The sequence below is a fragment of the Alkalimonas amylolytica genome, from assembly GCF_900107845.1.
GTDB classification, from domain to species: domain Bacteria; phylum Pseudomonadota; class Gammaproteobacteria; order Enterobacterales; family Alteromonadaceae; genus Alkalimonas; species Alkalimonas amylolytica.
In genome coordinates this window covers 182,156-200,167 of the sequence record NZ_FNRM01000007.1, presented here as the reverse complement: position 1 = coordinate 200,167, position 18,012 = coordinate 182,156, and the positions used below count along the sequence as shown (strand labels likewise).

Genomic DNA, 18,012 nt, shown 5'->3' with positions numbered 1-18,012 from the left:
GGCTCCTAAGGGTACTGTAGGTGTAGGGTGCAGTCTCTAGGCGGACTTCAACGTTCATCTTTCAAGGTGCCGGCAGCTCCGCTGCCTAAAAAACACCCGCGCATGATACCGTTTTTGCTGCCAAAAAGATAGGTTTTGATCGCAGCCAAATCGGCGCTAACCAAGGCAGGCCGCGGCCTATGCGGATTTACTGCATAAGCATGCGCATTTTTTTGTTGCAAGGGCTGAAAGTTTACTGGGGTTGTATCAATTGTGGCCAGGGTAAATCCGCCTGCCCCATCACCACAAAGTTCGGGTTGGCCAGACTTTCGCGCTGATTGTAACTGAGTGGTGCAAAGCTGCTATCGAGAATTTTGCCGCCAGCTTCTTCGACGATAATATGCACAGCGCCGGTATCCCATTCACCCGTTGGTCCCAGCCGGACATAACAATCGGCACTACCTTCCGCCACCAGGCAGCTTTTTAGCGAACAGCTGCCAAGCGGAATGTAGTGCACCTGTTGGCCATGCGGTAACAGTTGCTCGATGGGTTCACGGGCCTGGCGCCGACTGACCGCTACCCGCAAGGGGTCGGGTTGCTGATGCTGATGCACCTGAATGCGGCGGATTTTAGAGCCTTGTTGTTTGAAGGCACCATGGCCACGAGTGGCGTAATACAGCACTTGTTCCTTGGGCCAGTAAATCACCCCAAGTGCCGGCCAACCATGCTCTACCAAAGCAATACTGACGGCAAAATCACCGCTACGGGCAACAAATTCCTGGGTGCCATCCATCGGATCAATCAGCCAATAGCGCGGCCAGTGCTGGCGTTTTGCCAACGGCAATAACTGCACTTCTTCAGAAATAATGGGGATAGTTGGAGTCAGCACCTGCAGGTGCTGCATAATGATGTCGTTGGCGGCCAGATCGGCGCTGGTCACCGGGCTCTGGTCGTCTTTGGTTTCTTGCTGATAATCACCACTCTGATACAGCTGCCAGAGCCGATCGCCGGCCTCTTTGGCTGCCGTTTTGATCGGTTCAAGCAGTGAGCTCAAAAACATCGGGATTCCTTGCCAGGTAAGCGTCTGCCAGAAAAAGAGCGGCTACACTGCGGGCTTCGGTAAAGTCAACCTGCTGCAGCAGCTCGTCCAGATGGTGCCGGGGCCAGCTGACCTGCTCCAGCGGTTCGGGTTCATCGCCAGTCAATTGCTCCGGGAATAAATCCAGCGCCAGCACTATATGCATTGTAGCATTAAAATAGCCCGGAGCCAGTGCCACCGACTTCAACGGGATCAAACGCCTGGCACCAAAACCAATCTCTTCTTTCAATTCACGGTTGGCCGCAACCAAAGGATCTTCGCCCGGGTCGATCAGACCTTTTGGAAAACCCAATTGATAATCATGGGTACCGGCACAGTATTCGCGCACCAGATAAAAATGCTCCGGATCCGGCATGGCCACCACCATCACGGCGCCACGACCAGTGCCACGCATGCGTTCATACAGCCGCTCTTCACCATTGCTAAAACGCAGTTGTAATTGCTCAATTTTAAACAGCCGGCTTTGCGCCACCACTTCCTGATGAAGGATCTCTGGTGCTTGTTTTGTCTGCTTTGATTCAGCCATCCGCTTCCCTCTGTTACAATAGCGCCGCCAGGCGGCTGTTGCCTAAGCAACGATGCGCTCTGCCCCATGATAAAACGAATGACAGGAAAAAACGATGCTGAACTGGGATCAAATTGATACCGTGCTGCTGGATATGGATGGCACCCTGCTGGATCTGCACTTTGACAACTACTTCTGGCTGGAGCATCTGCCACGACGCTGGGCCGAGCTGACGGACCGCAGCGTGGAACAAGCCAAGGCAGAGTTACGGGCTGAATACGCCGAGCTGACCGGTAAGCTGGAGTGGTACTGTCTGGATTACTGGGGCAAGCGGCTGCAATTGCCAATCACCGAGTTAAAACGCGAAGTGATGGATAAAATCCGCATGCGCGATGATGTGCCAGCGTTTTTATCGGCCTTAAAAGATAGCGGCCGCCACATTGTACTGGTGACCAATGCCCACCCGGATAGCTTGTCGCTGAAAATTGAGCATACCGATTTGGCCAAGTACATCGAGCAATTGATTTCCACCCACGAATTTGGTGTCACTAAAGAAAGCTGGGCCTTATGGCAAAAGCTGCAGGACCGGCTCGGTTTTGATCCTGAGCGAACCCTGTTCGTGGATGACAGCCTGCCCATTTTGCAAGCCGCTCAGGAGTTTGGCATCCGCCACCTGCTGGCGGTCGCCAACCCGGACAGCCAACAAGCTCTGCGAACTATTGAACAGTACCCGGCCATCAGCGATTACCATCAGTTGCTGGCGGCCATTGTCGCCACACCACGTCATCAGGCGTAACTGCTTGGCGATTGACCGATTCTGACTGGTCTTTCGCTGTCGGGCCAGGTTATAAACCGCTCATTACCCACACAGGTTTCTATTATGAAATATCTTAGTCTGATGGCTGCAGCCTCAGTGTTATTGCTTGGCTGCAGCTCGCTTTCAACCGTTAAGCAGCTTGAGCCGCAAGCCAGTGCCGCTGCCATTGAAGGCCATATGCTGTTTCTGGCCTCGGATGAGCTGGAAGGCCGTGACACCGGCAGTCGTGGTCATGAAATTGCTTCCTTGTACATTGCCACTCAGCTGCAAGCCCTGGGCCTTGAGCCAGCCGGTGATAACGGCACCTTCTATCAACGGGTGCCGCTACGCAGCAGCCGCCTGGTACCGAACAGTGCCCGCATGGTGTTGCACACGGCCGATGGCGATCAGGAGCTGGCCTACCCGAAAGCTTTTTTCAGCGGTGCCGATCCGGTTGCCACCGAGTCCAGCATTACAGCGCCGCTGGTGTTTGTCGGTTATGGCCTGATCTCGGACGAATTTGGCATCAACGATTACCAGGGGCTGGATTTGAACGGTAAAATCGCCATCATGCTGCCGGGTCTGCCAGAGCATATTCCCAGCGAAGAAGCCGCCCATTTAGGCCGTGAGCGCAGTCGTTTTGCTGCCGAGCAAGGCGCTGTGGGCATCATTACCATTCATACGCCGCAGCGAGAGGCGATGCGTCCCTATGCCAACAGTATCCTGTATCTGAATACCCCTTCGATGCGCTGGCTGGATAGCGATGGCCAGCCAGGTGGTGTGCAGCGCCAGCTACGCGGTGGTGCTTATGTGCATCATGAAGCGGCGGAAGCCTTGTTTGCCGAAGCAACCACGCCACTCAGCACTATTTTTGCCATGCTGGATGCTAAAGAAATGCCACAGGGCTTTGAGCTCAATATCAGCGCCACCTTAAGCCGTCAGTCCACGCATGACGACATCAGTAGCCCCAATGTGGTGGCGGTGTTACCTGGCTCAGATCCAAGCTTGCGTCATGAATACGTGGTACTGACGGCGCACTCGGATCACATCGGTGTGATCCAGGATGTCCGTAGCGACAACCGAGTCAATAACGGTGCCATGGACAATGCCGCCGGTGTGGCCATTTTGCTGGAAACTGCCCGCATGTTCACCGAATTGGCAGAACCCCCAAAACGCTCGATTTTATTTCTGGTGGTGACCGGCGAAGAAAAAGGCCTGCTGGGAGCGGATTACTATGCGCACAACCCAACCCGGCCCATTGAGAGCCTGATTGCTAACGTCAATATGGACATGCCGGTGTTGCTGTATCCGTTTGCTGACTTGATTGCTTTTGGTGCCAATCATTCGTCACTTGGCCCGGTGGTAGAGCGTGCCGCCGCCCGGGAAGGCATTCGTCTAAGCCCGGATCCGATGCCAGAGCAGGCTATTTTCACCCGCTCCGATCACTACACGCTGGTACGTCAGGGCATTCCAGCGGTGTTTTTAATGACCGGCTTTCAGTCGCAGGATCCAGAGCAAGATGCAGCCGCCATCTGGGGCAGCTTCTTTAGCAAGCATTACCACAAACCTACCGACTCCATTGCCGATTTAACCCGCGAATACGGTGCCATCCGCTACGATTTTGGGGCTATTTTTACCCAGATTAATTTTAATATTGCCGTGGATTTGGCCAACGAGCCACAGCGCCCTTTCTGGCTGCAACAGAGCTACTTCCACGATGTGGTTGGCCAGCCCCATACGCAGCAAGCAGTGCTGGAGGCCGCCAACTAACTGACATCAAGCGCCAGTTGCTGATGCAGAAAATCTATCAGCAACTGCACTCTCGCTGTCAAATGACGATTTTGCGGATACAAGGCCCAGATCCCTTCGGGTTTGGGCCTGAACTCTGACAAGACTTCAATCAGTTCGCCTTTGGCAAGTGCCGTGCTCAGATAATAATCTGGCAATTGCACCAGGCCAAGGCCACAGCTGGCAGCATCCAACAAAGCCAAACCACTGTTGCACTGCACCCGGCCCCGAGGGCGGAAGCTGACCGCTTTCCCTGCTTCCTGAAACCGCCAGTGATCCAAAGTACCCGGCAAACAAGAGTGATGTTGCAGCTCGGTCAAATTTTTTGGCGTACCGGCGGTTGCCAGGTAAGCCGGTGCAGCCACCAGATGCAACTGACGGGAGGTTAAGCGCCGGGCCATCAGACTGGAGTCCTCCAACTGCCCCAATCGTATCGCCAAATCGTAGCTGCCCTGGATCAGATCCAGTCGCTCGTTACTGAGCTGCAGTTGCAGTTCCAGCTCGGGGTACTGCCGTAAAAACTGATGCAGCAAAGGCGCAATGCGGTACTCGCCATAATACACCGGTGCGGTAATACGCAAGCGGCCCCGCGGGGTCTGATTAAAGTCAGCCAGTAGCTGATTGGCTTCCTGCAAACCGGTAACCAAATGCCGGCAATGCTGCAAATACAACTCACCTTCTTTGGTCAAGGTGACACTGCGGGTCGAGCGAAACAACAACTTTAAACCTAACCTGTGCTCCAGCGCGGCCACATTGCGACTGACTTGTGCCACCGAACAGTCCAGCTGCCTGGCAGCTGCGGTAAAACTGTGCCGCTCGGCCACAGCAACAAATTCACTGATGCCCTGCCAATCACTCATACAACCTCATTTATTGCATATATGCAAAACTGATTTGATAAACAGCCAGATTATCCTGCAATCAGAAAAAATTACAATGCACTAAACTTAGAGCACAACGACAAAATCACTGATTACAGGAACAGAGTATGCAACCGATTAAAACCCGTGCGGCGGTAGCTTGGGGCCCAGGCCAGCCCCTTTCGATAGAAGAAGTTGATTTAATGCCCCCCCAGCAAGGTGAAGTGCTGGTACGCATCATCGCCACCGGGGTCTGCCATACCGATGCTTATACCTTGTCTGGCGATGATCCGGAAGGCATTTTCCCGGTCATATTAGGTCACGAAGGCGGTGGCATTGTGGAGGCCGTTGGCGAGGGCGTCACCTCGGTGGCCGTGGGTGATCATGTGATCCCGCTGTACACTCCGGAATGCGGCAAATGCAAGTTCTGCTTATCCGGCAAAACCAATTTATGCCAGGCCATCCGGGCTACCCAGGGCAAAGGCCTGATGCCGGATGGCACCAGCCGTTTTTCCAAAGATGGCAAGCCGATTTACCATTACATGGGCACCTCGACCTTTTCCGAGTACACCGTGCTGCCGGAAATCTCGCTGGCCAAGATCAACAAAAGTGCGCCACTGGAAAAAGTCTGTTTGCTGGGCTGCGGGGTCACCACCGGCATGGGCGCCGTGATGAATACCGCCAAAGTACAACCAGGCGATACCGTGGCCGTATTTGGCCTGGGAGGCATTGGTTTGTCGGCCATTATTGGTGCTGTGATGGCCAAAGCAAGCCGCATCATCGCCATCGACATCAATGAAAGCAAGTTTGCTATCGCCAGGCAGCTTGGCGCGACCGATGTGGTCAACCCTAAAAAGTACGACAAACCCATTCAGGAGGTGATCGTGGAGATGACCGATGGTGGTGTGGACTTTTCCTTTGAATGCATTGGCAATGTGCAGGTGATGCGCTCGGCGCTGGAATGCTGCCACAAAGGCTGGGGCGAGTCGGTGATCATCGGCGTGGCAGGAGCTGGCCAGGAAATTTCCACCCGGCCATTTCAGCTGGTGACAGGCCGGGTTTGGCGTGGCACTGCCTTTGGTGGGGTCAAAGGTCGCTCGGAGCTGCCGGATTACGTGGAGCGTTATCTGGCCGGTGAATTCGAACTGGATACCTTTATCACCCACACCCTGCCACTGGAGCGGATCAACGAAGCCTTTGACTTGATGCATGAGGGCAAGTCGATTCGCACCGTGATCCACTTTTAAGGAGGCCGGCATGCAAGCCTTAGAAAAAATCAGCGATCAGCGACTGTTTGGCGGCCGCCAGATGCGCTTTGCCCACGACTCCAAAGTGCTGAATTGCCGGATGCAGTTCTCGGTGTTTCTGCCGCCGCAAACGGCGCAACAAGACGTACCATCCCTGTATTGGTTATCAGGCCTGACCTGCACTGATGAGAACTTCTCGGCCAAAGCCGGTGCTCAGCGGGTTGCTGCAGAGCTTGGCATTGCCCTGGTGATCCCGGATACCAGCCCGCGCGGCGATGCCGTGCCAGACGATCCTGAAGGGGCCTACGACTTTGGCCTGGGCGCTGGTTTTTACGTCAATGCCACCGCGGCACCTTTTGCCAAGCACTACCAGATGTACGATTACATCAGCAAAGAGCTGCCAGCGCTGGTGGAAGCCGAATTGCCACTGAGTACCAAGCGGTCGATTTCCGGCCATTCGATGGGCGGCCATGGTGCCCTGGTAATGGCACTGCGGGAAAGCGGTCGTTATTGCTCGGTATCGGCCTTTGCCCCAATCAGCAACCCCATCCATTGCCCCTGGGGCCGCAAGGCACTGGCCGGTTATCTAGGCAAGGATGAAAGCACCTGGCAGGCCTACGATGCCTCGGTGTTGTTGGCAGCGCAAAAAACTGCACTACCGATCCTGGTGGATCAGGGCGATGCCGATCAGTTCCTGGCCGAACAATTAAAGCCAGAGGCCCTGCTGGCAGCCAGTACCATCAGCGGTTCTGACATCGAACTGCGTATTCAGCCAGGCTACGACCACAGCTACTACTTTATCGCCAGCTTTATTGAAGACCATCTGCGTTTTCACAGTCGTTATTTGTTGCCTCAGTCCTGAGGCAGCAAATCGAGCGAACAGTTATAAAGTGATGCGCGGATTTTATGCGCTGACTATTCACACTATACTCTGAATAGTTTTGGTTTAAGGGCCTGATGATGAATCAACAAACCAAAAACCGTCTGTAACACCGCTATCGGAGCTGCGGGATCTGACCCCGAAGGTTGAAGGTTGAAGGTTGAAGGTTGAAGGTTGAAGGTTGAAGAAGGTTGGAATGATATATGAAGAGCCAAGAATTGCTCAGTTTAATCTCTGAACTTGCCGATGAACTCGAAGTCCCAGGCGTTGCTGTAGGCTTATGGCATAAAGGCACAGCTACCTATGCATGTTATGGCATAACCAGTATCGATAACCCCCTACCTATAAATGAGCATACGCTATTTCAGGCTGGCTCCATAGGTAAGAACTTTACGGCTACCTTGCTGATGCTGCTAGCAACCCAGGGACGGGTTGAGCTGGATGCGCCGGTTCGCGATTACTTGCCGGATCTGGAACTCAAGGATAAGGCGGCAAGAGATCAGGTTACCTTGCGGCAGTTACTCAATCATACTGCTGGCTGGGAAGGCGATTTTTTCCCCGATACCGGGGATGGGGATGAAGCGCTGATGCGGTTCGTTGAACGCATGAAGGAGCTGGAGCAATGGATGCCTCCGGGTGCGGCTTTCTCTTATAACAACGCGGCTTTCTGCCTCGCCGGCCGAGTTATCGAGGTGGTGACCGGGGTTAGCTATGAGGTTGCAGTTAGTAAGCTTTTGCTTGAACCCCTTGGCTTGCGTGAGTCTTTCTTTTTCCGCGATCAAGTGATGACGCGCCGGTTTGTGGTTGGCCACAAGCCTGCTGTTGATGGCATCTTGCAGGTTGCCAGACCTTGGGCCTTACCACGAAACGGCGCACCAGCCGGTGGTATTGTCACCAGCATCACCGACCTACTCAGTTGGGCACGATTCCACTTGGGTGATCTTTCTGATGGGTATGAATTACCACAGCTAACTGGCTCTAGATTAGCAGCGATGCGTAAACCCACTGTGCATATGCCCGGCTGCGGATTCGGTGATGCTTTCGGTATCGGCTGGTTCTTGAGCAAGGTTGGTGGCAGCTACTTGGTTAGCCATGGTGGAAGTACCAATGGACAGGAAGCCAACTTGTCGCTGCTTCCTGAACACAACTGGGCGCTCGCGCTCCTCACCAATTCGAGCCCTGGTGGGCTCGCACTTTGTGAAGCAGCACGGACGCGGGTACTCTCGGCCTGTACCGGGCTCGCAGAGACAGAAGCTAGACCGGCTTCTGTAAATACTCTCGAGTTAGCCGCGTATGAGGGGGAATATCGTGCTCTTGGGATGCATTGCCAGATAAATGCCGGTGATAAAGGAAAGCTGTTGTTTACACTTTACAACGATCCCGAGTTGCTGCAACTTATGACTGGAGAGGAACCCGTCATCAGGGCAGAGCCAGCAGTGCTGGAGGCATGGCCTGTTGAAGGGTATCCCGATCGGTATGTGTTTGCCAGCAATCCAATAAAGGGGATTACCGGTTATTTTGATCGTAGTCTTGCTGGCCAAGTACAGGCCGTAAATCTGTTTGGTCGCAGACTACCAAAGCAAGTCTCCAGACGCTGATTGCAACCTGTAGTTCTATTTTTTGTGCGGACATTACAAGCTTTCAAGCTTCGGGATCTGACCCCAAAGATCAGAAAAACATGGGCATACTGCAAAGTTGAGTTTGATAAATGAATAAGCGAAGATGGCTGTTCGTAACTGCACCATTCATTCTATTTACGTTATACACTTCCGTCATCTCGTCTTCATTCCCAGAGTATCCGGAACGTATGCGCTGGTTGGTTTCGATATTCTTCGGTTTATCATTATTGTTACTTATTGCTCAGAAAGCAGTAAAAGACGAAAACTATTTCGTCCCAACCATGCTGTTCGTATTGTTGGTGAACATGCTTATTCTATTTGCTGTAGACATCAGCCAGTTCAAAAGTCCTGAAAGCATGTCGCAAGCTGTCACCCTTCTTCTGGAGAGGCCTCAACTGATTTTATATTTTGGCCTGTTGCTAATGGCTCTTGTACCACCAATTTTATGGAGAGGCAGTTTTACATACTATTTCTCACGTCTCGAATACCCAGCAGATGATTGGAACGATCCTGCATTTATCAGGATCAATAGAAACATCAGCTTTTTTTGGGTTTTTGTATTCTTGCTCTGCTTCTTCACTCAATTGGTGCCTATGCTCGTTGTGCAGTTATTTGCACCGATTTTCATTGTTGCAACGCTTGGTACATGGGGCACAAAGCGAATGATCAATACCTTTATCAACCACTTGGAGGTGAAGGCTGGATAGTGTTCTTTAACGATGGCAATAGCTGGCGCTGCTGGCACAGGTCGCTTGCCAGATTCGATTAAGTTACGCAGCAATGCAGCTGTTCTTTTGTCCCAGCATTAACTCAACCGCAACCGAAAGCAGGCGCCTTCTGGTTTGGGCAGGTAGCGCAACTCGCCGCCCTGCGCCTGCATCAGGGCCCGGGCCAGGCTCAGGCCGATGCCAGAGCCGCTGGCCTTGGTGGTAAAAAAGGGCACAAACAACTGCTCGGCGGCGGAAGCCGTAATGCCAGGGCCATTATCGGTGATATCCAGCAACCAGTGTGGGTGCTGGTAATGCGCCCGGCATTCAATCCGTGGTTTTGGCGTTTCCTGCAGCGCTTCGGCGGCGTTTTTTAACAGGTTAATCAGCACCTGCTCCAGCAGCGCCGGGTCCAGCCAAAGTGACGGCAGCTCAGCCGGCAGCAAAGTACACAGCTCTATGCCGGCAAGCTCCTGCTGCAGCAAACGCTGCACCCGAACAAGGCTGTCGGCAAGGCTCACGGCAGCAAGTTCAGCCTGCACAGGGGTGCTTAACGTTTTAAAGGCAGCAATAAACTGGCTTAAGTGCTCACCACGCCGGGCAATGGTGCTGCTGGCCAGTTGCAAGTCGGCATGGCGCTCGGCATCCAGCACGTTATCTGGCTCTGGCAACATCGCCAGGCTGCTTTGCGCCAGCGACACCATCGGATTGATCGAGTTGGCGATTTCATGGGTCAAAATACGGGTCAGCTGCTGGTAGGCCCGCACTTCCTGCGCCAGCAATTGCTGCTGAATGCTTTGCAAGGTCAACAGTTTACGCGGTTGGCCCAGCAGCTGGCTTTGCACCAAACTAAAGGCTAACCGGTCCTGGCCCCCTTCGCTCTGCCACAGCAACTCGCCTTGTTGCAGCGCTTCTGGTTGCTGCAGCTTTTGCCACAGCAGCGGCAACGAGCCTGGGCTGTCTTCACAAAGCCCCTGCCGGGCCTGCTCCAGCCGCGGGCTGCCCAGCAAGCGTTCGGCAGCCGGGTTGGCCTGCTGCAACACATTGTGCTGATCAAACTCCAGCACCGCCACTTCCAGCTGGGTCAGCAAGGCATTGAGGTACTGCGCTCTGGCCTCGGCCTGCTGCCGGCTCTGCATCAATTGCTGCTGCACCTGCTGCCACAACGCCTGCAATTCGGGCTGCTGCGGCAAGCGGAAACTGACATCCTGATTGCTGAGCGCCTTTAACAATAACGTGGTTTGCCGCTGCAGGTGCCGGCTGTGTTGCAGCAACAACCAGCAAGCCAGCCCCAACAATAACAGCAACAGTAAGGTGACTGCATTGAGCGCCAGCCCCAACCAGCCAAGCAGCAAGGCGCTGCCCAGCAGCAAACTAAGCGGCAACAACAGGCGCGTCATAGCCGGTACTTTTCCATGCGCCGGTACAAGGCCGCCCGGGTCAGACCCAGCGCCTTCGCCGCCTGGCTGATGTTGCCCTGATAATACTGCAGCGCCTGGGCAATGGTTTTTTGCTCAACGTAATCGAGCGTAGCGCCCAGTACAAAATCACCGCCCTCCGGGCTCTGAGCAGCAGCGGCAGGCGCTGAGCCGGCGGAGCTTTCCAATTGACTAAAATCCAGCTCGCTCTGCTCGGCCAGCACCACAGCCCGCTCAACAGCATGCGCCAATTGACGCACATTGCCAGGCCAGCGGTAACGGCACAGCTGGCGCTGATCGCTTGGCCGAATGCGCAAGCCGCTTTGCTGGTACTTGTCGCTGTAAAACTTCAGGTACCAGTCCAGCAACAGCGGGATATCTCCCTCGCGCTCGCGCAGTGGTGGCAAACAAATTTCCACCGTATTGATGCGGTACAACAAATCCTGCCGAAACTCGCCCCGCCCCACTTTTGCCAGCAAATCCTCGTTGGTCGCCGCGATCAGCCTGGCATCAAACGGCTGGCTCTGACTGCTGCCGACCGGCACCACCACCCGGCTTTGCAGCGCGGTCAGCAATTTGGCCTGCAGCGACAGCGGCACATTGCCCAGTTCATCCAACAGCAAAGTGCCGCCGCTGGCCTGGCGCAAACGGCCGCTGTAATCGCTTTTGGCATCGGTAAAAGCGCCTTTTTTATGGCCAAACAGCTCGCTTTCAAACAAATTACTGTGTACAGCGCCCAGATCCACCGTCACCAGAGGGCCCTGCCGGCGGGGTGATGCCTGGTGGATGGCTTCAGCCGCCAGTGCCTTGCCGGTCCCACTTTCCCCGAGCAGCAAAATATTGGCCTCGGTGGCAGCGGCTTTTTCAATCAGGCGCTGCACCTGTTGCATGGCAGCACTTTGACCCAGCATCGGCGCAGCGGGCTGTGCCGAAATCGCTTCCGCCGGGACTGCACCGTTCTTGTCTCTGGTTGTTTGCTCGCTGCTGTGCTTTTGCAAGGTACGCAGCAACTGCTCGTTGCTCCAGGGCTTGGCAATGAAATCGCAGGCGCCCAGCTGCATGGCCCGCACCGCCAGTGGCAGTTCGGCGTAAGCGGTCATCATCACCACCTTCAGATCAGGCTGGCATTTGAGTGCCTGCTGCAGGTAGTAGATGCCCTCTTCGCCACTGCTGACATCACGCTGAAAGTTCATATCCAGCAGCAGCAACTGCACCGGCTGCTGCTGCAGGCAGGATTGCAGTTGGCTGGGATCGCTCAGTGTCAGCACCTTGGCAAAATAAGGTTTCAGGCAAAGCCTGGCCGCCGTCAGTAAGTCGGTATTGTCGTCCAGCACGAGCACTGTGGCTGCATTGTTCATCGTCTTTGAGTCGCATCAGGGTGTTAGCAAAACGTAAGCGTCACCCTAAACAAAACGGCTGGCCCATGCAAGAGGCGGATACCGTCCAACCGGGTCACAGCACAACCCCGCAACACGAAAGTGTTCATTTTCGGACAGTCGGCTGTACCACCAGCGGACACTTTTCCGTGACAGTAAATATTAAGTATTTGTTTTTATTAAGTATTTAATTTGGCATGGCCTTTGTATTTATCCAGCCAATGCTATTGAACGGAGTGTGACCATGGATAAAAAAATTAGCCGCCGCTCGAAACGCCCTCACTGGTTGCTGGCTGCCGCTGTGGTGATTACCGCTGGCTTATGGTGGTTTAGCAAGGGCCAGGCCAATGCCTCGGTGCAGCTGCACTTACCAATGAGTTCCGTCAGTACCGCTGTGGTGAAACCGCAGCCACTGCAGGAAAGCATTGCGCTGCGCGCAACGGTGATGCCACAGCACAGCGTCTTTCTGGATGTGATTGAAGGCGGCAGGGTCGAGCAGCGCCTGGTCGAGCAAGGCAGCTATGTCGAACAAGGCCAGCCGCTGGTGCAACTGACCAACACTCAGCTGCAGCTTGATTTAATCAGCCGCGAAGCGCAGGTCACCGAGCAGATGAATTTTCTGCGCAACACCCAGATGACCATTGAAACCAACCGCCTCAACCTGCAGCGCGATGTGCTGGATATTGAGTTTCGTATTGCCACCTTAACACGGCATTTGCAGCAAAGTGAGCCGTTGGTGGCAACGGGCGTGCTGGCACAGGAGCACCTGAACAACCTGACTGAAGAGCTGCACTATCAACAAAACCGCTTGCTGCTGACGCACGAGCGCCAGCAGCAGGAAGAAGCCATTCGCCAGCTGCAGTTGCAGCAGCTGTCGGAAAGCGTCGAGATGCTGAGCCGAAACCTGGATTTTGCCCGGCAAAATGTACAAAACCTGCTGGTCCGGGCACCGATCAGTGGCTACCTGAGCGAGTTTAATGTCGAAGTGGGTGAATCCCGCTCACCGAGCAGCCGGCTAGGCCAAATCGACCAACCCGATCAGTACAAGCTGGTGGCCAGTGTTGATGAGTTTTACCTGGGCCGCATTCAGCTGGGCATGACTGCCCGGGTTACCTTGCAGCAGCAACCACTGGAGCTTCAGGTAAGCCGCATCGACAGCCGGGTGGTGAACAACCAGTTCCAGCTGGAGTTTGTCCTGCCCGAGCAGCTGCAGGCCAAGCGTGGTCAGTCGGTCAACCTGACGCTGCAGCTGGACGATCAGCAAACCCCGGTGCTGACCCTTGCCCGGGGCCCTTTTCTAAGCGATGGCGGTGGTCACTTTGTTTATGTGCTGGACCCGACCACGGCCACCGCTCGCAAACAAGCCGTGCAACTGGGCCGGCAAAGTGCCCAGCTGGTGGAAGTACGCCAGGGGCTGCGTGAAGGCGACATGGTTATTACTTCCGGCTATCGCGAATTTCAACAAGCCGATATCATTCAATTACAACGCTAAGGACCATCCCATGATTCAGTTACAACAGATCCAACGGGTATTTCGCACCGCAGAGCTCGAAACCACAGCCCTGAACACCATCAACCTGACCATTGAAGCCGGCGAGTTCGTCGCTATTATGGGGCCGTCCGGTTGTGGCAAGTCTACCTTGCTAAGCATTCTGGGCATGCTGGACAGCCCAAGCGACGGCGTTTACAACTTTAAAGGCCAGGACATTGCCCGTTACCGCGAAAAACAGCTGGCGGAACTGCGCAAAAGTCAGCTCGGCTTTGTCTTTCAGAGCTTTAACCTGATTGATGAGCTAACAGTTTTTCAAAACGTCGAGCTGCCGCTGCAGTACCAGGGCGTCGCTTCGAGCGAGCGCAAACAACGGGTCGAAGCCATTTTAAAGCGGATGCAGCTGGATCACCGTGCCGATCATCTGCCCTTGCAGCTGTCAGGGGGCCAGCAACAGCGGGTGGCGGTGGCCCGGGCCCTGGTGATCAATCCGGCGCTGATCCTGGCCGATGAGCCAACCGGCAATCTGGACTCAAAAAACAGCGAAGAAGTGATGCAGATGCTACGCCAGCTGAATCAGGATGGCACCACCATCGTGATGGTGACCCACTCGGAGCACGAAGCCCGTTACGCCAGCCGTATGGTGCAAATGCTGGATGGCCAGATTGTCAGCGAGCGGGCACTGGCCCCGGCAGCGGAGGTGAAGTATGCGTAACGCCCTTTCCATGCTAGGCAATTACCTGACCACCGGCGTTCGGGCCGTGCTGCGGCATAAAACCCACTTGGCACTGAACCTGGGCGGTCTGGCCATTGGCCTGGCCGCAGCCTTGCTGATTTTGCTTTTTGTGCAACACGAACAAGGCTTTGACCGGATGCACCCCGATGCCAGCAGCACCTTCCGACTGGAGCAAACCTTTATTCCGTTGGAGCAACGTTTCCCGGTGACCAGCCCGGCCATGAAAGCTTTACTGCAGGATTTCGATGCCCGCATTGAGGTCACCCGGCTGGCAGGCTTTGCCGAAGATGTGCTGATCCAACTGGAAGGTTCGCCGCTGCAAATCGCCATGACACACGCCTTCCAGGCAGATGCCAATCTGACCGACTTCTTTCAGTTTGAGGTGCTAAGCGGCGATCTGCAGGCTGCACTTCGCCAACCCAATCGACTGGCACTGGCTGAGCACGAGGCCATTCGCCTGTTTGGCCACAGCGAGGTGCTGGGCAAGCAGCTGCAACTTGATGGCAGCAACCATCAGGTGACCGCCGTTTACCGGTTGCCGGCACAAAGTCATCTGCAGCTAAACTCGCTACGCCGTCTAAGCGATGAAGTCAATGCGCATCCTCTGCCGATGAACACTGTGTACAGTTACGTCAAGCTGCCCGGCGGGCTGGATCTCGAGGCCTTTTTGGCGCATTTTACTGAACAGGTAAATGCCCAGGCCTATCAGGGCCAGTCCATGATGGCGCTGCAGCTGCAGCCGTTAACCTCTATTCACCTGCACTCGAACTTGAGCTTTGAGATGAAAGTGAATGGCTCGGCCAGCACCGTGGGCATTGGCCTGCTGCTGGCGGCCTTATTGCTGCTGGTGGCCGGCATTAACTTCATCAATATGAGCACCGCCCGTGCCGGTCAGCGCGCCAAAGAGGTCGGGGTACGGAAAACCCTGGGCGCCAGTCGCTGGCAGCTGTTTGCCCAGTTTATGCTGGAGTCTCTGCTGATTGCCGCCGCTGCTGGCTTGCTGGCTCTGGTCCTGGTCGAGCTGCTGCTGCCCTGGTTCAGTGGCCTGGTCAATCGCCCGCTGGCGCTGAGCTATCTGGGCGCTTTTGGTGGCCTGACCCTCGCGACCGTGCTGACCACAGGATTGCTGGCCGGCGTGTACCCGGCGCTTTTTATCTCGGCCTTTGATGCTAAAAAAGTGCTGAGCGGCGATTTTCAGCGTGGCAGCACCGCCATTTGGCTGCGCAAAGGGCTGCTGGTGCTGCAAGGCGCTATCGCCATTGGCTTGCTGGTGGCTACCGCCGTGTTGCAGCAACAACTGCAGCTGCTGCAGCAACAAGACACCGGCTATCAACGCGACGCCCGCCTGCTGGTGCACAATATTGCCAACGAGCAGCTGTTTTGGGCCGAGCAACAAGGCCTGCTGAGCAGCCTGCAACGCATTGAAGGCGTGCAGAATGCCAGCATGCTGGATATGCAGCTGACCGACACCATTTCGCAAGCCATGTCGATCCAGTTACCGGGCCAAACCGAGGATACCAGTCTGCCACCTATTCCCCAGCTAGGTACCGGTTTTGCTATCGTGCAAACCGCCGGCTTTACTTTGCTGGCTGGTCGGGATTTTAGCAGCGACTACCAAAGCGATTGGTACCAGCAACACGACGGCCAGGCCACCGCCGCCGCTATCATTACCGAGACACTGGCCCGCCGGGCTGGCTTTGACACCCCTGCCGATGCCATTGGCCAGCAGTGGCTACTGCAGGATTATCTGCCACTCACCGTGACAGTCGTCGGTGTTGTTGCCGATGTCCAGGTGGGTGCGGCCACCCGCCAGCCCGAACCCTTGTTGTTGATTTGTGGTCGCTCGCCGATGAACATCGGCCATATTCTGCTGCAACTGGACCCGCGGCAGGCCATGCAAAGCCGGCTGCAGATTGAGCAGCTGCTGACTGAGCGCTTGCAGCGCCAGGATATCCGCTTAAGCTGGCTGCAAGATGATTACAGCGCCCTGTACCAAAACCAGCAGCGCCAGGGCACCGTCATCGCTATCTTCGCCACTTTGGCCATAGCACTGACCTGCGTTGGCTTGTTTGGCCTGGCGGCCTTTAGCGCTGAGCAGCGCTCGCGTGAAGTGGCCATGCGCAAAGTGCTGGGTGCCAGCCCCTTCAGCCTGGTGAATCTGCTGGCCAATGAATACCTGAAGCTAATGGCGATCAGTGCTATGCTGGCCATCCCCGGTACCTATCTGGCGCTCGATGCCTGGCTGGCCGGTTTTAGTGTGCGGGTAGAGCAAAGCCCCTGGCTTTACGTGCTGGCAGCAGGCATTACCTTCGCCATCTGTTGGTGCACGGTGGCGGCTTTGGCCTGGCAGGTTGCAGGGCGTAAGCCCGCCATGGTACTAAGACAGTACTAAGCGGAACATCAGCATGAACTTCAAGGGACGATGGATGAAACTAACGATTGGCGCACTGGGCTTGCTGCTTGGCAGCACCCTGCTTCTCAATGCCTGCAGTACCCCCAATAGCGTGCAGCAGCTGATCAGCGAACAAGCAGTGATCGAGCAGATCCCGGATGGCAAGCACCAGGGCATGTACCGCAATCTGTATCGTGGTCAGCAGGACTATCCGATCACTTGTGAAGAAGACTGTTACCCCGCTCACCCCAAGGTAGCCTGCCAAAGCCATGGCCAGGATTGCCAGTTTACGGGTGAGCAAAGCGCGCCCGAGCTTGGCAGCGGCTTTCTGGTGCATTGGGTAGGCCATGCCAGCTTCTTAGTGAAAACCCCGGATGGTCAGCAACTGCTGTTTGACCCTGTGATGGGCCAGTTTGACCGGCCGGTTAGCTGGGCAGCGCATCTGATTGGACTGCGCCGCCCCATGCCGGCGGGCTTGGCTCGGGAACAACTGGCTGCCAGCGATGCGGTGCTTTACTCGCACCTGCATTACGATCATTTCAGCCATGCCACCATCCGCCAAATCGGCACCGCAGCGCTTTACTATGTACCACTGGGGATGGCCGATTACATGCCGAAAGGCGGTTATCAGGTGTTGGAAAAAGCCTGGTACAGCAGCAGTGAACTTGGAGAACTAACGGTGCACTTAGTCCCGGCGCACCATTTTAACAGCCGCAAATTGTTCAATGATCACAATCGCGCCAAATGGGGCGGCTGGGTCATCGAGCATAGCGGGAAAACCTTGTTCTTTGCCGGCGATACCGGCTATTCACCTCACTTCCGTGCTATTCAGCAGCGCTATGGTGCGATAGATATCTGCCTGCTGCCCATTGCGTCTTACCACCATGAGGATGAAGGGGAATGGTACCGCTATGTGCATACCACGCCGGAAGATGCGCTGGTGGCCGCCGAAGAGCTGGGCTGCAAGGTGATGATCCCCTGGGGTTACGGCAATGCCAGCTGGCAGATGGGCGATATCAGCTCGCACTCACCACTGCTGCGCTTGCTGCATATGCAGCAACAGATGCAAAGCCAGGTACCGCTTTATATTTTAAATGAAGGTGAGGAAGTGGTCCTTTAAG

The 18,012-nt window shown here is 55.3% G+C and carries 15 protein-coding genes; 10 read left to right on the top strand and 5 right to left on the bottom strand.

Features of this window, described 5'->3' with window-relative positions:
- Positions 1-232: 232 nt before the first annotated feature.
- Both cysQ and nudE read right to left on the bottom strand, forming a co-directional pair.
- The gene (cysQ, locus tag BLW37_RS14475; protein WP_091344104.1) at positions 233-1,039 is read right to left on the bottom strand and encodes a 3'(2'),5'-bisphosphate nucleotidase CysQ; all 807 of its coding nucleotides are present in this window, start codon (positions 1,037-1,039) and stop codon (positions 233-235) included.
- Positions 1,017-1,604 (bottom strand): ADP compounds hydrolase NudE, encoded by a 588-nt coding sequence (gene nudE, locus BLW37_RS14470; RefSeq protein WP_091344102.1) that lies wholly within the window; start codon positions 1,602-1,604, stop codon positions 1,017-1,019. The genes cysQ and nudE overlap by 23 nt, the downstream gene beginning before the upstream one ends.
- A 94-nt stretch (positions 1,605-1,698) precedes the next feature.
- Here nudE and yrfG point away from each other — a divergent pair, with 94 nt between their 5' ends.
- Positions 1,699-2,379 (top strand): GMP/IMP nucleotidase, encoded by a 681-nt coding sequence (yrfG, locus tag BLW37_RS14465; RefSeq protein WP_091344100.1) that lies wholly within the window; start codon positions 1,699-1,701, stop codon positions 2,377-2,379.
- A gap of 84 nt (positions 2,380-2,463) precedes the next feature.
- Positions 2,464-4,149, top strand: a complete 1,686-nt coding sequence (locus BLW37_RS14460) for a M28 family metallopeptidase (protein WP_091344098.1) — start codon at positions 2,464-2,466, stop codon at positions 4,147-4,149.
- Here BLW37_RS14460 and BLW37_RS14455 read toward each other — a convergent pair.
- Entirely contained in the window at positions 4,146-5,027 is an 882-nt protein-coding gene (locus BLW37_RS14455) for a LysR family transcriptional regulator (RefSeq protein ID WP_091344096.1), read from the bottom strand. The genes BLW37_RS14460 and BLW37_RS14455 overlap by 4 nt on opposite strands.
- Before the next feature lie 128 nt (positions 5,028-5,155).
- On the opposite strand from BLW37_RS14455, the gene BLW37_RS14450 reads away from it, so the two are divergent.
- From BLW37_RS14450 to BLW37_RS14435, 4 genes are all read left to right on the top strand, one after another.
- Positions 5,156-6,274 carry an S-(hydroxymethyl)glutathione dehydrogenase/class III alcohol dehydrogenase gene (locus tag BLW37_RS14450; RefSeq protein ID WP_091344094.1) on the top strand — a complete coding sequence of 373 codons (1,119 nt, stop codon included), beginning with the start codon at positions 5,156-5,158 and terminating at the stop codon, positions 6,272-6,274.
- A 10-nt stretch (positions 6,275-6,284) separates the two neighbouring features.
- Entirely contained in the window at positions 6,285-7,136 is an 852-nt protein-coding gene (gene fghA / locus BLW37_RS14445; protein ID WP_091344092.1) for an S-formylglutathione hydrolase, read from the top strand.
- Positions 7,137-7,357: 221 nt separating this feature from the next.
- The gene (locus tag BLW37_RS14440) at positions 7,358-8,752 is read left to right on the top strand and encodes a serine hydrolase domain-containing protein (RefSeq protein WP_091344090.1); all 1,395 of its coding nucleotides are present in this window, start codon (positions 7,358-7,360) and stop codon (positions 8,750-8,752) included.
- Between the two features lie 209 nt (positions 8,753-8,961).
- The gene (locus BLW37_RS14435; RefSeq protein ID WP_091344088.1) at positions 8,962-9,480 is read left to right on the top strand and encodes a hypothetical protein; all 519 of its coding nucleotides are present in this window, start codon (positions 8,962-8,964) and stop codon (positions 9,478-9,480) included.
- Between the two features lie 98 nt (positions 9,481-9,578).
- On the opposite strand, the gene BLW37_RS14430 is transcribed toward BLW37_RS14435, so the two are convergent.
- Together BLW37_RS14430 and BLW37_RS14425 are read right to left on the bottom strand one after the other, a co-directional pair.
- Positions 9,579-10,880 (bottom strand): sensor histidine kinase, encoded by a 1,302-nt coding sequence (locus BLW37_RS14430; protein WP_091344086.1) that lies wholly within the window; start codon positions 10,878-10,880, stop codon positions 9,579-9,581.
- Positions 10,877-12,256, bottom strand: a complete 1,380-nt coding sequence (locus tag BLW37_RS14425) for a sigma-54-dependent transcriptional regulator (RefSeq protein WP_091344085.1) — start codon at positions 12,254-12,256, stop codon at positions 10,877-10,879. Before BLW37_RS14425 ends, BLW37_RS14430 begins: the two co-directional genes overlap by 4 nt.
- Before the next feature lie 262 nt (positions 12,257-12,518).
- Between BLW37_RS14425 and BLW37_RS14420 the strand changes: the two genes are divergently transcribed.
- Genes BLW37_RS14420 through BLW37_RS14405 form a run of 4 tightly spaced genes read left to right on the top strand, consistent with a single transcriptional unit; the run spans position 12,519 to position 18,011 of the window.
- Complete coding sequence (locus tag BLW37_RS14420; protein WP_091344083.1) at positions 12,519-13,766, top strand: efflux RND transporter periplasmic adaptor subunit; 1,248 nt, start codon at positions 12,519-12,521, stop codon at positions 13,764-13,766.
- A 10-nt stretch (positions 13,767-13,776) separates the two neighbouring features.
- Positions 13,777-14,478: an ABC transporter ATP-binding protein gene (locus tag BLW37_RS14415; protein WP_091344081.1), complete on the top strand. Its 702-nt coding sequence runs from the start codon at positions 13,777-13,779 to the stop codon at positions 14,476-14,478.
- Positions 14,471-16,891, top strand: coding sequence for an ABC transporter permease (locus tag BLW37_RS14410; protein WP_091344079.1), 2,421 nt, complete (start codon positions 14,471-14,473; stop codon positions 16,889-16,891). The genes BLW37_RS14415 and BLW37_RS14410 overlap by 8 nt, the downstream gene beginning before the upstream one ends.
- Positions 16,892-16,925: 34 nt before the next feature.
- Positions 16,926-18,011: an MBL fold metallo-hydrolase gene (locus BLW37_RS14405; RefSeq protein ID WP_091344077.1), complete on the top strand. Its 1,086-nt coding sequence runs from the start codon at positions 16,926-16,928 to the stop codon at positions 18,009-18,011.
- The last annotated feature ends 1 nt before the right edge of the window (position 18,012 follow it).